Below are 14931 nucleotides of genomic sequence, written 5' to 3' on the forward strand. Positions count from 1 at the left end.
GCCAGCCTGCGCGCGCACCGCGTGTGCGCCGCACCATGCACGGTGCCTGCAACCATCAAGCGCCCGCTCGAACGCGGCATGCAGTGCTGCATGACCACCCGCGTCTGGTTCATCGACCTGCGTGGTCGCGTTGCCAGTGGTCCTAACGTGCCGCTCGAATAGCGACATGCACGCAAGCGTGCTTGCGTGACAGGTAGGCACACGTGCGGTATTGCCGCGCCCATCGCGCATGCGGCGCAACGCATCGATGTGTGCGAAAGCGATTGTATTTTCTCTGACCGTCCATCTCTGAACGAGATTTTCAGCACATATTCAGTTGTAAACATTCGCTAGTCTCGTTCGGCGCCAACGATGGCGCCGCGGGTTGTGGCCCCCGCCGCAGCCTGCCGTTCCCTGACGAGAAGGACTACCCATGAATCGCAAGAATGCGTTGTACCTCGCGCTGCTCTCTGCTGTGTCCGGCGCTGCGCTGGCTGCGCCGCCCACCGAAATGGATGCCGCACCGGTGAGTAGTGCGCCGCAGGCCGCCAAGCTCGGCGCGGCGACGTTGCAGTCGGCCAGCCTGCGCGGCGGCATCATGCCAACGCGCGTGGCGCAACTGGCTGCCCCGAGCAGCAAGGAACTCGGCGCCGTGCGTGAGCGCCGCATTGCGCAGGTCAAGCATGGGCAGCCGCTGCAGATCGGCTTTTCGCGCGCGCTCGCGCAGCCGTTGGTCAACCTGGCCAAACTCGATTGGCAAATGGCTGGCGACGGCTCGCGCGTGGCCACCTTGAAGCTGGGCTCGGCGCAGGCGGCATCGTTGCGTGCGGCATTGGTGCTGCGTGGCGCCGGCGCAAAACCGGGCGACCCGGCCAAGGTGACACTGCGTTTTGCCGGCGACGACGGCCGCGTGTTCGAACAATCCGGCGCCAGCTTCGTCGGCACCGGCGATGCGATCGGCTGGTCGCCGACGGTGAGCGGCGAAAACCTGCTGGTCGAACTGTCGCTGCCGGCAGGCCTGTACCCGGAGAACTTCAGCCTCAGCGTTCCGCAACTGTCGCATCTGGATATCAGCCCCACCGCCAGCCCGCGTGACATGATGACCATCGCCATCGGCGAAAGCGATTCCTGCCAGAACGACATCGTGTGCCGCGCCAATCCCACCGCCGGCTTCACCAGTGCGGCAAAGGCCGTGGCGCGCATGGTGTTCACCACCAGTCAGGGGTCATTCCTGTGCACGGGAACCCTGCTCAACAACACCAACACGCCCAAGCGCAATCTGTTCTGGACCGCGGCGCACTGCATCAGCACCCAGACGGTGGCCAATACGTTGCAGACCTACTGGTTCTACGACGCGGCCAGTTGCAACGGCAACACCGCCAGTTCGCAGGCCACAACGCTCACCGGCGGTGCGTTCCTGCGCCATGCCAACACCACGCGCGACACCGCGCTGCTGGAACTGAAGACCGCACCGCCGAGCGGCGCGTTCTATGCCGCATGGAACAGCGCGGCGATCGCATCCACCAGCACCTCGATCGTGGGCATCCACCACCCGTCGGGTGACGTCAAGAAGTACTCGCTGGGCACCGTGAACGCGTTGAATACCTCCATCGACGGCAAGAGCCCGTTGTATCGCGTGGTCTGGAACGACGGCGTCACCGAAGGCGGCTCGTCCGGCTCGGGGTTGTTCACCATTGCCAGTGGCGGTGCGTATCAGCTGCGCGGCGGCCTGTACGGCGGCTACTCGTTCTGCACGGCGCAGACCGATCCGGACTATTACTCGCGCTTCTCCGACGTGTATTCGTCGATCTCGACGTTCTTCGGGCAATAAGCGTCCAGGCATTGTCGAGCAAGGCGTGGCAGGCGTTGGAGCGCCTGCCACGTCAGGCGGCGCGAGGCTGCGCATCGTCACCTGCATGATCGACATGCGCAGCGTCCTGCCTGGCGCAATGACGGCAACGCGGTAATGCGTTGCCGCGCTGGGGCGTTCTACAACTGTCTCTTGCTGGCATCGCTCAATCGCGTGGTCGGGTTGCTGTTGCCGGTGCGATGCGTATACAGAATCCAGTTCGGCAGACCCGGCAATGCGCGGTTGGCTTGTATCGCGCGAGTACCCCGAAAGCGCATCAACCGATACACCCAGAACGTATGCCAGCGATGGTCACCGGTAGCCGCCGGGCTGGTGGTGATGACCGACAGCTTCCGCGCCGTACCCACCTGACGGCTGCTCGCTACGTCGTGCTAGCCGCTCCAAACGCCACCAGGCGCAGCCTCGCGTGCCAGGTAAGCGCACGCTCTGGTGGCTGCCTGCCGACGCTGCTGTGGTGCTACGTGCTGCCATGCCCCCGCCAAGTCCTAAGGACGTTCAAGCGAGCAAAGCGCAACGCGATCCTGCAGACTGCAAGCACCTTCATCATCAGGATCGGCATGTCTGCCCACCATCGCTGCCGCTGTCGCCGTGCCGTCACCGCAGTGCTGCTTTCCGCAGTGTCCGCTGTCTCCACTGCCACGATGGCGGCGACGCCGGCGGCCACGGAGGACGTCAAGGCCTACGCATTGCAGCTGTGCCTGGACCAGAACTACGAACGCAGCGGCCGGCTGGAGTCCGACCAACTGCGCGACCGCTCGTATCTGCTCACCACCTACGCACTGGATAATGCCAAGCCTGGCGCCACCGCACGTTTACAGGCCTTCGTCGCGCAACAGACGGCGGACTACCAACGCGGCGAGGTGCCGATGAAGGACGAAGCACGCCGCGGGCCGTTCACCAGGATCTTTGCGCAGTGCATGGCGTTCTATCGCTCACCGGCGCTGCGCGATTTTGTAGCAGGACAACGTTGAGGCGTGCCGGAGCGTGGTGTTTCGTTCGTTGCCGACATGCAGCCCTTCCCAGTATCCCGGAACCGCGATGACCGCATTGACCAAGCTCCGTAGCCGCCGCGGCATGCTCAAGACCGCACTCGGTGCCGGCGCGCTGCTGGCGGCAGGCCAGCTCGCCGCCACTCCACGCAACAACGCTGCAAGCAACGGCACGGCGCCTGCTCCCTTCCCGGCCAAGGGCAGCGTGCTGGTGCTGCTCGGCACCAAGGGCGGGCCGACACCCTCGCCGCTGCGTGCGGCGGCGGCCAATGCGTTGGTGATCGACGGCCAGCCGTACCTGATCGATTGCGGCAACGGTGTCGCCCAGCAACTGGCCAAGGCCGGCATCCGGCTCCCCGCGCTGCGCGATATCTTCCTGACCCATCATCATTCAGATCACAACGCCGACCTGCTCAATGTGGTGTGGCTGGCCTGGGCCAGCGGCTTGCAGACGCCGGTGCATCTGTATGGGCCACCGGGCATCGGCAGGATGGTGGACGCGTTCGTCGAGATGAACGCCATCGACATCGATGCGCGCATCCGCGAGGAGGGCCGCCCGCCGTTCAAGCAGCTCATCCATGTGCACGAGTTCGACCAGGCCTGCACCGTGTTGCAGAACGCGCAGGTCACGGTGACGGCCACGCTGGTGGATCACTACACGCTCAAGCCTGCATTCGCCTATCGCTTCCAGGCCCGCGACCGCACGGTGGTGTTCTCCGGCGATACCCGCTACCTGCCGGCGCTGGCCGAGTTTGCCAGGGATACCGATGTCCTGGTGCATGAAGTGATGTATCTGCCCGCGCTGGAAACCATGCTCAAGACCAACGACAACGCCCCCACCTTGCTGGACCATCTGCTCAAGAGCCATTCCACCAGCGAAGAGGTCGGACGGATCGCCGCCGCCGCCCATGCGAAACTGCTGGTACTGACTCATTTCGTCCCCGGTGGCGATCCCTCCATCACCGATGCGATGTGGCGCGAAGGCGCACGCAAGCACTACGCCGGGCCGATTGTGGTCGGCGCCGATTTGATGCAGCTGTAGCCGGCAAAGAGTTGCAGCACGCGGGCGGAAGCATGTTGCGCATGGTTTGGGTCGACACGGGATCCGGATCGTCATCGTGTTGACGGCGCTGCCGTTTCTGCGTCGCCCATGCCCGAAACACAGGCGCGCCCATCATGGTCCGGCAGCGCTGCTGCGCTCTACCGAGCAGCCAGCGGCTTGCAGGCATTGCGGCCTTCGGATCAATCGACAGATTTCCCGGTACTTTTGAAACGCAATGCACCAAGCGCCTTGATGTCGTGACGGTCGCCTGGAGCGCGCCGGCGCCTTCAGGTGTGGGTAAAGCGCACTGCACAGTCCTACATCGCCACCCGACTGCGCCCACCCCATACCTGTTCGCCGGCCTGGCAATAGCGCTCAATAAACGTCTGCTGCGAGGGCATTTGTTCCACCACGCGCTGGATCGGCTGCGCAATGCCATCCAGCAGGCGACGCAGATCGGCGTCCGACAATGCGGCAGCCAGCGGATGATGCTGCTGCGGCACGATGCCCTGCCCCAGCAGCACATGCGTCCAGGAATCCACGCGAAACAGTTCGTCGGTGCCTTGCCAGGCGTGCGCGCGCTCGCGCCAGGCACGCAGACGCAGGCGCAGCGATTCGGGCAATTCCATGTCGCGGCACTGCTGCCACAGCGGCTCGTCGCGCTGCGTCGCGTGGTAATGCAAGATGACGAAATCGCGTACGTGCTCCATCTCGGCGCGGCTGATGTCGTTGAAGACCTCGACCTGCGACGGCGCGATGCCATCGGCCGGGAACAGGGTGATCAGCCGTACCACCGCGGCAATGGTGAGATGGATACTGGTGGATTCAAGCGGCTCGATAAAGCCGCTGGCCAGGCCCAGCGAGACCACATTCCTGTTCCAGGCCTTGAGCCGTCGCCCGGTACGGAACGGCACCAGCCACGGGTCCTTGACCGGGGTTGCGGCGGTGTCGCGCAGCAGTTTGGCGTGCGCCTGGTCATCGGACATGTGCTGGCTGGAGAACACCAACCCATTGCCAACGCGATGTTGCAAGGGAATATGCCAGCGCCAGCCCGCCTCATGCGCGATGGCGCGCGTGTACGGCACCGGCGGGCCCACTGCTTCGGTCTGCACCGCCACCGCGCGGTCGCATGGCAGCCAGTGGCTCCAGTCCTCGTAGCCGGTGTGCAGCGTCTGCTCGATCAACAGGCCACGGAAGCCGGTGCAATCGATGAACAGGTCGCCTTCGATCACCTGGCCGTCTTCCAGCACCAGCGCGGCCACATCGCCGCTATCGGGTTGCAGCGTCACCTGCTGGATCCTGCCTTCGACACGCGTGACCCCGTGCGCCTCGCTGCGCGTGCGCAGGAACCGTGCGTACAGCGCCGCATCCAGGTGGTAGGCGTAGTTGACGGCTGGCTCGCGCGGCAGCGCGAAGCGATCCACGCGCGAGGCCACCGTTTCCAGGCAGTAATCGCCAAATGCGCCGGAGATGCCGCGGCGCTGACTTTCCAGCCACAGATGATGGAAGGCGCACACCAGCGTGCTCTGGCCGGTAATGCCGAACGGGTGGATATAACGCTCGCCCTGCCGGCGCCAATGCTCGAAGGAGATCGACAGCTTGAACGTGCCAGCCACCGCGCGCAGAAACTCCTGTTCGTCGATCTGCAGGAACCGGTGGAAGGTGCGAATGGGCGGCACGGTGGATTCGCCCACCCCCACGGTGGCGATCTGATCGGACTCGACCAGGGTGATGTCCAGCAGGTCGCGGAACTGATGCGACAACGCGCAGGCCGCGATCCAGCCGGCGGTGCCGCCACCGGCGATGACAACCTTGCGAATCCTGGCCTGGTTCACTGCGTTCTCCTGTAAGTGGGACCACACGACGGCGGAGCGCTCAGCGATTGAGCTTGCCGATCAGCATGGCGCGCAGCTGGCGCGCCAATGTGGAATCGATCGGGCCCAGCACCTGACGCGCGTGCTCGGGCAGATGTTCGCCGGCCCGCTCTGCAGGGCCGAACACGTAGTAGTCGAACAACGCCCGCCAGGCGGCCTTCTCCGACTCCGGGCGGTCGCGGATGGCCCATAGCGCGTGATACAGCGCCTGCATCGGTGCGGGCAACTGCGCAGGGGCCGTGCTCCACCAATAATTGACCAGCACATTGAACGGTTGCAGCGACTGCACGTGGTGCCACCACATGCTGGGGATGAAGATCGCATCGCCCGGCTCGAGCACGGCCGTGCGCGCCTGCGACAACGCATCGGCCATGCGCGGGTAGCGTGCAAGATCCGGATTGGCCACATCCACCATGCTCACCACCTGGCCGCCGGGCGTGGGCTCCAGCGGCCCCGGATACAGATTGGCCACCTGCCCGGGCGCAAACAAGGTAAAGCGCCGCTGACCTACCGCGCATACCGCCAGGTTATTGGGCGCATCGAAATGGCAGGAGGCGATGACCCGGTTGCCGATCCAGATGCTGGGCGGCACAGCCTTGCCGTCTGCACTGACATCCAGGGCATTTCCTGCAGCAAAACCGGGCAGATGCGCATCGATCGGCAACGAGGCCAGGTAATACGTGGGCGGCTGCTCATCGTCCAGATGCGCCTGGATCGCATCCAGCAGCGCGCCCAGGCTGCCGCGTTGCACGTCGAAGTTGAGATCGCTGCAATCGTCGCGATAGAACGGCCGGCCGCCGATTTCGGGAGCGCCATAGGAGTACTGCAATGCCCGGCCGGTGTCCATGCTGCGCAACTGCGCCATGGCTTGCGACGTGCCACGCTGCGCGGCCTGCACCAGCGCCCAGTCGCGCGCAACGCCGCGCAGCACCAGCGGCTGCGCGGACGCACACAATTGCGCCAGCAATGCCGCATCCGGCTGGCAGTCGCTGCACTCGGGCAGCGGGGCGATCGATGACGGTACGCTCATGCGATCAGGCGCGTGCTGCGACTGCCGCAGCGGCCTGCGTGTGCTGTAGCCGACGCTGCTTTTCGCCCATCAACCGGCGCAAGTTGTGGTGCGAGGCCAGCATCAGGAACGCGCCTTCCAGGTACCCGGCATGATGCAGCTGCTGCAAGGCAGCGCCGTCCAGCGCGGCCAATCGCTCGCGGTCGATGCTGTGCAGCCCTTCCAGGTGCACGCCATGGCTGTCGTCGAGCACTACATCCAGCTTCACCGGTTGGATCAGACCCAGCGCATCGAAGGCCGCGCACATCGCCTGCCCTGCATCCATGCCGTCACGGATGCCGCGCAACACGCTGATGATGTGTTCCAGATAGGCACTGTGCCCGCCTTGCGGCAGGAAGACCGCCTCGCCTTCGGCACGGCTGACGCGCGGATGCTCCAGGTCGACATGAATCACCGGCTCCTGCACCAGCGCGCCATCGATACGCTGCTCCTGAAACCCGATCAAGAATGGCCCCTTGGCGACGATGCCCGGCAGGTAGCCGGCATTCCAGCGTCCGTCCTGCAGAAACAGGTTTTCATCGGGCGCAAAACCCAGCAGGGCCACCGACTGGTAGGCACCGGTGGCCGCATCCTTGCGAAAGAACAGCGGGTATTCGCGTTGCAGCTCGGCGTACTCGGTGACGAAGGCCGGCACGAAGCCCACCGCATCGCCGAATGCGGCACCAAACCGCAGGATCACGCGCAGATCGTGGTGCGCCACATTGTTGAGCACTGCATATCGCGACATCTGAAGCTCCAGCAGTGGCCGGCGATGGCCACTGCACCGGTCGGGGGATCGATCACGCGACGACATGCCGCGTCCGCTGCCCGCGAGCATTGCCAAAAAGTACGACGCCGGCAAGCGGCAGGGCAGCATGCGCCGGCGCACGACGGACGCAGGTATCTGGATGATTGCACGCGTCATCCGCATCCCGCTTCCCTTCGATGACGCCGCGCAACCCTGGCGCCTGTTGCGTTCGCCTGCGATGTCGCTGCCGGATGACCTACGCAGCCCGTGTAGCTGCTGCGGTAGCGTCTGGCAGACGCATCCGGACTGATACAGCCCGGATCGCACAGAGAAAACGACGCGGCAGCCGGCGTGCACACCAGGCACACACCGGCTGCATCCATAGGACGCACTGGCGTCGGAACGTCGCCGCCAGTGCGATGCCCTCAGAACGCGTACCGCACACCCAGCGTGTAGCGCGGCTGCTGGTCGATCAGGCGGACAATCTGCTTCTCCGATCGCCCATGCCAACGCACGTCTTCGCCGGTGAGGTTGATCGCCTCAAAGCCCACCGACAGCTGCTTGTTGAACGCGTAGCTGAGGCTGAGGTCGAACTGCTGGTACGCCTCCACGTAGTACGGGTTGCGGTTGGAGGCATCCTGGTTGGCCGCGATCAGGTACTCGTCGCGCCAGTTCCAGGCCAGACGCGCGCTCCAGCCGTATTTTTCGTACATCAGCATCACGTTGGCGGTATCGCTCAGGCCCAGCAACGCGAACTGGTCGCGGTCGATGACGTTGTTGTCGAACGCCACATCGCCTTCGACGATGGTGTAGTTGGCGTAGATGCCGAAGCCGGTACTGCCGAAGAAGTACTGCCCGCCAAGCTCCCAGCCATGGATGTTGGCCTTGTTCTGGTTGATCGGCCGCGACACATCGAACTGGTACAGCGGGTCGGCGGCGGTGCCGACCAGGTCGTATGCGTTTTCCAGCGCCAGGCTCTGCGCGGAGCTGCCGTTATAGGCACCCAGGCCACCGGTGGCCGCGGCGTTGCGCAACAAGGCGGTGGCCGCGAACAGGGAGGTATCGTTGGCCGAACAGGCCGCCGCCACGTCGTTGCCGGCCGCACCGACCTGCGCGGCGCAGGCACCACTCTGCAGGAAGGCCAACGCGGCCTGCGCATCCGGCCCCGAGGTGGGATCGGTCAGCCCGTACAGCGTTTCGCGCGAGACCGTGGTGCCGATGAAATTGCTGACGCGCTTGTTCCAGAACGTGGCCGACACATAGCTGGCATCGGCGAAATACCATTCCAGCGCCAGATCCAGGTTGTCCGATTCCAGCGGGTCCAGCGTGGGCGTCTGCGAGTCACCGCTGGCGCGGTTGGACGGGTTGATCAGGATCGAGCCAGCCGGCGTATTGGGCGTCGGCCCGGCGAGCAGGTTGTTGTACGGCGCGCGCGCGATGGTCTGGCCGAACGAGGCACGGCCTTTCAGCGAATCGGTGATGTCGATGCTGAAATCCAGATTCGGCAGAATGTAGTTGTAGCTGGTCTTTTCGCTGAAGGGCTGCTGTTCGGTAGAGCGCAGCAACTGGAAGTCGTTGTTGGCCTGCCATTGCAGCGCGACGGGCGTGGCCACCTGCGAGGTGGATTCCACATCGGTGCGCTCGTAACGCAGGCCCAGGCGCGTGTTGGTGGTCATGCCGGAGATATCGCCGGTCAACTCCAGTTGCACATACGCCGCCCGGGTCTTTTCTTCGACCTGATTGTCCGCGCTGTACAGCGGGTTGTAGCGCGTCGCAGCGCCGTACTGGCTTCCACCCCATAGCGCCAGCTGGCTGGCATCGCCGCGCCATGCATTAGGCGCCGCGCCATTGGCGTTGAAGTCATCGAACATGCCGACGATGCTCACAGGCCGTAGCAGGTCGGTCATGCCCGGCTCCCTGCCGGCATTGGCCACGCCCCAGTCGCCCAACGTGGAGTAAGTGTCGCTGGTCAGGCGGTGCATGGTGGTATTGGACGAGCTGACGCCGAACTGGAAACGCCCGTCGTCGAAATCGAACTTGCCATCCAGGCGGCCTTCCTTGGTCTCGGTCACCTGCTTTTGATAATAGATGCGCTGCACCTGCGAACCCAGATTGTTCTTGGTGAAATCCGGATTGACCACACCATTGGTGCCAGCCAGCGAATCGGCGACGGTGGGATACCAGGTCCGCGCGCCGATGGGCAGCGAATTGTTGAACCACAGCTCCTGTGCCCATTGCCCGCCGCAGGACGGACCGTTGGTGCAGTTGTTGGTGCCGGCAAAGCTGAAATAGGTCGCGCTGCCGCCGGTGACCGGATCGTTGGGCAGGCTCTGGGTCTTGGAGTTGTGCGCATCGAAGGTCAGCTGGAAGCGGTCGCTCACCTGCCAGTCCGCATTGAAGCCGAGCGAGCCGAGCGTGTACTTCTGCTCGTTGCGCTGCTGCTCCATGCCGAAGTCCTTGGCGCCGTTGGGCACATCGCGCAGATACACCGGCGTGGCCACGGTCTGACCAGTGTCGAACGTTAGATCGGTGAAGCTGTTGGCGCGTTGCAACCAGATGCCCTGCTCGCCGCGTTCTTCGCGGATTTCGTTGGACGAATAGGTGTAATCCAGGGTCAGCGTAAGACTGTCGGTCGGTGCAAACTGCATCACCGCCTGGCCGTTCATGCGCTCGCGCTGAAAGTCGGCGAACGCGTAGCGGATATCGTTGGGCAGGCCATACAGCTGGCCGATCGCCGGCGCGTTGGTCACCACGGTATCCGGGCGCAGTGCCGGGTCGGTCCCGGTCCAGCGCTGGATGTTCCAGCGGTTTTCGGTGGCCTGCACCGAACCGCCGTGACGCTTCTGGTAGCTGGCGCTCAGGCCGATACCGAAGGTCTTGTCCGGGTTGGTGTAACTGAAGATGCCCGACACTTCCGGGGTCAGCGAATCGCCGAACGGCTGCGAGCGGTCGGAGACCATCTTGGCGCCGGCATTGGCCACCACGCCCTCGTGATTGAACGGCTTGTCGGTCTGGATGTTGATGGTGGCGCCGATGCCGCCGCTGGGCGCAGTGGCACGGCTGGTCTTGAACACCTCGATGCCGGTGATGGCTTCGGAGGCGAGCTGGGCGAAGTTGAACGCGCGCGTGCCCACGTCCACGCCGCCGATCGGCGTCTGCCCGGGCGCACCGAAGGCGTCGGCACCGGGAATCAGGCGGCCATTGAGCGTGACCGTATTGAATTGTGGGCCGAAGCCACGTGCGGTGACCTGCGCGCCTTCGCCATCGCGGCGTTCGATCGAGATGCCGGTGATGCGTTGCAGCGATTCGGCCAGATTGGTATCGGGAAACTTGCCGATATCTTCGGCGCTGATCGCATCCACCACGCCGGCGGCATCGCGCTTGATGCCCATCGATTGGTCCAGGCTGCTGCGGATACCGGTGACGGTCACGGTGTCGAGCGTGGTGGCGGCGTCGCTGCTGGACTGCGGCGCGGGTGTCGGCGGCGCGAGGTCCTGCGCAAACGCGGGATTGATGACCAACAGGCCACCAACGAAGGTGAACATGGCCTTCGACTTGAAGCTGTTCAACGTACGACGCATCGATGTGTCCTCGGGAGTGGAGTCCAACCGTTTACGGCAAATGTCGCGGCATGCGACACGGCGAAGTCATGACCACCGCCGGGTCGGCGATGGAACAGCCCTGCTCTGAATAAGGTCCCCTAGCGCGCATGCCGCCGATCGCCCCTTCGATCGTTGGCCTGCGTTGTGCGTTGCGTGCCTGCGGCAGACATCGCCGACAAAGGTGGTGTCGGCGACAGGTGCGCAACGCATGCCCTGCACGGCGTGCCGGCCAGTGATAGCGCTAACACGCCGCGCAGCCTAGTCAGGCGATAAAGCGCTTGTCACCGTGCGTTGCAGCATAGTGATGGGCCTGCACTGTTACAGCCGATACGGCAGTCGCTTGAGTCCGCATGCCGTCTCCAATGGCGGCGCGGCTGTAAGCGTTATCATCCAATTGCGCAAAAACCGGCAGCAGCTGCGGCGAAATTCGCACAATCAAACTGCAGCACCATGGTCGCGCAAGACGACTGCGCAAACTGCACACCGACGACAACGTGGTCGACTCGGACGCGCGAGGCACACGATCGTCGTGTGCGACCTCGTGGCGTGGGAAACCGGCACGGAGCCGACGGATGCGCAAAGAAGGCTGCGCAATCGTCGCAATCGATTGCGCCGTGGGTGGCGGTTGCAGCGCGCAGCGATTGCGCGCATCGGCGCGCGTGATCTTGCCGCGGCTGACAAGGTAGCGAGCCGTCCTCGGGTGGGCGTGGACGGCGCGGAGGATCAGGTGTGTACGAGTGACACACGCCGCGCCAGGCACCGGCCGCGCCCGCCTGGCGATGAGCACAGTCGTCCTGCTGGTTGCTCTCGAGCCAGCCCCGCGCCAGCGACGGTTAGCCGATCACATCCACGCGATCGTCGCTGCGATCGGCATCCGGCAGCGCGTGGTCCGGGTCCAGGGTCACGTGCAGCACTTTCTGGGTGGTGGGCAGGGTCAAGGTCGGGGCAGTGTTCTGCAGCCAGGTCTCCACCGGCACGCGACGGTCCAGATGACTGCCATCGGCCAGATCCACGCGCACGGTGACCGGCATGACCAGTTTTTGCCGGCTACGCAAGGTCAGCTGCAGCCCCTTGCCCGGGTCGTGCTCGACGTACTGCGCCCGGGCGATGCCCATGTCCAGCTGCCAGTTGTTGAGATACCAGCCGCGCCACCACCAGCTCAGGTCTTCGCCGCTTTCGCTTTCCATCAGCCGGAAAAAATCCGAGGGCGTGGGATGCTTGTAGGCCCAGGTGGCGATGTATTTGCGAAACGCCGGATCGAAGCGCGCAGGCCCCAGAATCTGCTCGCGCAGCAGCACCAGCCCCAACGCGCCCTTGAAGTACGTCAGCGGGTGACGGTAGGTTTCGCTGGTGGCATCGGCGATATCCATCAAGGTCGGCGCACTGCGGTCGGCGAGCAACGGCAGGATTTCATCGACCGGATTTCCGCCCTTGGGCGCATATTCCGAATCACGCTTGGGCGCATATTCGCCCTTGTTGAAGGCATCCGATGCATACACATCGATGAAGGTATTGAAGCCTTCGTCCATGAAGGCGTGGCGACGCTCGTTGGAGCCGACGATCATCGGGAACCAGGTGTGACCGATCTCGTGGGCGGTGATCCAGAACAGGTCCTTGCCGCCGTCCTCGAAGCCGTCGAACACGATGCCCGGATACTCCATGCCCGCACCGTAGCCGCCCAGGTTGATGGCAGCCGGCCATGGATACGGATACCACTGCGAAAAATGCTCGATCGCGCCCTTGACGTATTCGGTGGAGCGATCCCATTTATCCGCGCCCGCCCCCTCCACCGGGTACACCGACATCGCCAGCGACTGCTTGCCGCCCGGCAGCTTGATGCGTGCGGCGTCCCACACGAACGCAGGCGATGCGGCGAACGCGACATCGCGTGTGTGCTGCATATGGAAGCGCCAGGTGCGCGTAACGTTGCCCGCCGGTGCCGCCGCACGTGCGGCCACCTCTGCCGGGGTGCGGATCAGCACCGTGCGGTCGCTGTCGCGCGCCTGTTGCAAGCGTTGTTGCTCGGCGCGGCTGAGCACCTCGGCCGGGTTGGTCAACGCACCGGAGCCGGCCACCAGAAATCCGTCCGGCACCGTCACCGCATAATCGAAGTCGCCGTACTCCAGGTAAAACTCCGAGCCCAGATACGGTTGCGTGTCCCAGCCACGCAGATCGTCGTATACCGCCATGCGCGGATACCACTGCGCAATCTCGTAGATCTCGCCCTGCTTGCTGGCGCTATAGGCGGTGCGGCCGCCCCAGGTGCCGGGAACGCGGTAGCGGTAACGGATCTGCAGCGTCAGCGCCTTGCCCTGCCCGGCCAGCGGCTGCGGCAGATCCACGCGCATGCGGGTGTCGTCCACCACGAAGTGCGCCGGCTGGCTGCGGCCGTCGCGCTCGATCTCCACGCTGGCGATCTGCATGCCATCGGTGAACTGGGTGCGCCGCGATGGGCGGCTGGCAGCCGCGCGCGCATCGGCGCGGTACATGTTCTGGTCCAGCTGGAGCCACAGCACGTCCAGCGTATCCGGGCTGTGGTTGGTGTAGTGGATGGCGGCGGTGCCGGTGAGCGTGTGGCTGGCCGGATCGATGCGGGCGTCGAGCTGGTAATCGGCACGGTTCTGCCAGAACAACGGCCCGGGCACGCCACTGCCGCTGCGGTAGGCATTGGGCGCGTCGGGCAATTGCAACGGCGCGAACAACGCCAGTGGGTCGAACTTGTCCGGTGGCGCGACGGTTTGCGCGCCCGTGGCGGCTAGCGCGGGCGCGCTGACGCACGCCAGGGAGAGTGCAACGGTGAGCGAGCGGCGCATGGCGGGGAACATGCTGTGGTCCTGCGACGGGGGGAGTTTCATCCTACGGCGGCGCTCGCCGGGCGTGCACTGCCATTGGTCCCGGTTGGCGCCAGGTCACGCCACATGGCTGGCCGCATTGATGGCGGCATGTGCGTGTCAGCGGAGCGGCCATGCCGTGATGCTGTCGCCCACCCGCGTCGTACTGACGCACGATGCGCTGCGATGCCCCTGCCGCTGCATGCGACGACCGAAGACATCGGCGGACGCCGATCGCCCCATTAGTACTCGGCAAGTCCTCGCGCCAAAGCCGCCTGAAAGCGCCGCATCCCATCCGCCGCGCGCAGCGCTCGACCGGGTGGGGGATGCGCCGGGTGCGGCATGCACACCCCGGCGCAGGTCACTTGCGGGCGATTCTGGCACCGGCCAACGGTCTGGCTGCGGCTTGTCTTCGCCGCCAGCTAAGGCGGCAGGCGTCCCAGCCGCACCGCACCATCAGCGCCCTCGCCCAATGCGTCGTCCGGATTGCTCAAGCGGCAGCGCCGCAGCGACAGGCAACCACAGCCGATGCAGTCGGTGAGTTGGTCGCGCAAGGCCTGCAGTTCGCTGATGCGCGTCTCCAGCTGCCCGCGCCAGCGTGCGGACATGCGCGCCCATTCCGCGCGCGTGGGCGTGCGCTGATCCGGCAGTACCGAGAATGCATCCAGCACCTGCTGCAGGGGAACACCGAGCCGTTGCGCGACACGAATCACTGCGATGCGCCGCAATACATCGCGCGCATAGCGGCGTTGATTGCCCGCGGTGCGCAGGCTGCGGATCAGGCCCTTGCGCTCGTAGAAATGCAATGCCGACACCGCCACGCCACTGCGCCTGGCCACCTCGCCCACCGACAACTCATGCTGCATTGCCTTGACCTCAACCTTGGTTGAGGCAGGATGCTGCGCGGCCATGACCGACGCAAGCGCCGGTTATGCCCCTGCTCACTCG

General features: G+C 65.0%; 11 protein-coding genes and 1 other RNA gene. 4 read left to right on the forward strand and 8 right to left on the reverse strand.

The window, feature by feature from the left end; genetic code table 11:
* Window positions 1-412 precede the first annotated feature (412 nt).
* Window positions 413-1810 (forward strand): trypsin-like peptidase domain-containing protein, encoded by a 1398-nt coding sequence (locus FHY19_RS03030; protein ID WP_259161439.1) that lies wholly within the window; start codon window positions 413-415, stop codon window positions 1808-1810.
* 158 nt (window positions 1811-1968) lie between these two features.
* On the opposite strand, the gene FHY19_RS03035 is transcribed toward FHY19_RS03030, so the two are convergent.
* Window positions 1969-2196 (reverse strand): hypothetical protein, encoded by a 228-nt coding sequence (locus tag FHY19_RS03035; RefSeq protein WP_259161440.1) that lies wholly within the window; start codon window positions 2194-2196, stop codon window positions 1969-1971.
* Between the two features lie 210 nt (window positions 2197-2406).
* Between FHY19_RS03035 and FHY19_RS03040 the strand changes: the two genes are divergently transcribed.
* Together FHY19_RS03040 and FHY19_RS03045 are read left to right on the forward strand one after the other, a co-directional pair.
* Window positions 2407-2820, forward strand: a complete 414-nt coding sequence (locus FHY19_RS03040) for a hypothetical protein (protein WP_259161442.1) — start codon at window positions 2407-2409, stop codon at window positions 2818-2820.
* Between the two features lie 67 nt (window positions 2821-2887).
* Window positions 2888-3880, forward strand: coding sequence for an MBL fold metallo-hydrolase (locus tag FHY19_RS03045; protein ID WP_259161444.1), 993 nt, complete (start codon window positions 2888-2890; stop codon window positions 3878-3880).
* A 317-nt stretch (window positions 3881-4197) separates the two neighbouring features.
* Here the strand turns inward: FHY19_RS03045 and FHY19_RS03050 are convergent, their stop codons facing one another.
* From FHY19_RS03050 to FHY19_RS03060, 3 genes are read right to left on the reverse strand one after another with little or no spacing between them, the layout of a single operon-like run.
* Window positions 4198-5715, reverse strand: a complete 1518-nt coding sequence (locus FHY19_RS03050) for a tryptophan halogenase family protein (RefSeq protein WP_259161446.1) — start codon at window positions 5713-5715, stop codon at window positions 4198-4200.
* A gap of 40 nt (window positions 5716-5755) precedes the next feature.
* The gene (locus tag FHY19_RS03055) at window positions 5756-6784 is read right to left on the reverse strand and encodes a cupin-like domain-containing protein (protein ID WP_259161448.1); all 1029 of its coding nucleotides are present in this window, start codon (window positions 6782-6784) and stop codon (window positions 5756-5758) included.
* 4 nt (window positions 6785-6788) lie between these two features.
* Window positions 6789-7550 (reverse strand): SapC family protein, encoded by a 762-nt coding sequence (locus tag FHY19_RS03060; RefSeq protein WP_259151914.1) that lies wholly within the window; start codon window positions 7548-7550, stop codon window positions 6789-6791.
* A 64-nt stretch (window positions 7551-7614) separates the two neighbouring features.
* Here FHY19_RS03060 and FHY19_RS03065 point away from each other — a divergent pair, with 64 nt between their 5' ends.
* Window positions 7615-7860 (forward strand): hypothetical protein, encoded by a 246-nt coding sequence (locus FHY19_RS03065; RefSeq protein WP_259161449.1) that lies wholly within the window; start codon window positions 7615-7617, stop codon window positions 7858-7860.
* 115 nt (window positions 7861-7975) lie between these two features.
* Here FHY19_RS03065 and FHY19_RS03070 read toward each other — a convergent pair whose 3' ends face one another.
* The 4 genes from FHY19_RS03070 to soxR form a co-directional block, all read right to left on the reverse strand.
* Window positions 7976-11131, reverse strand: a complete 3156-nt coding sequence (locus FHY19_RS03070) for a TonB-dependent receptor (RefSeq protein WP_259151917.1) — start codon at window positions 11129-11131, stop codon at window positions 7976-7978.
* 693 nt (window positions 11132-11824) lie between these two features.
* A non-coding RNA gene (locus FHY19_RS03075) (sX9 sRNA) lies at window positions 11825-11898 on the reverse strand.
* Window positions 11899-11985: 87 nt separating this feature from the next.
* Window positions 11986-13977, reverse strand: a complete 1992-nt coding sequence (locus tag FHY19_RS03080) for a M1 family metallopeptidase (protein ID WP_259161450.1) — start codon at window positions 13975-13977, stop codon at window positions 11986-11988.
* Between the two features lie 428 nt (window positions 13978-14405).
* Complete coding sequence (soxR, locus tag FHY19_RS03085; RefSeq protein WP_259161455.1) at window positions 14406-14849, reverse strand: redox-sensitive transcriptional activator SoxR; 444 nt, start codon at window positions 14847-14849, stop codon at window positions 14406-14408.
* Window positions 14850-14931: the final 82 nt, after the last annotated feature.

Source organism: Xanthomonas sp. 4461 (genome assembly GCF_024806475.1).
GTDB classification, from domain to species: domain Bacteria; phylum Pseudomonadota; class Gammaproteobacteria; order Xanthomonadales; family Xanthomonadaceae; genus Xanthomonas; species Xanthomonas arboricola_F.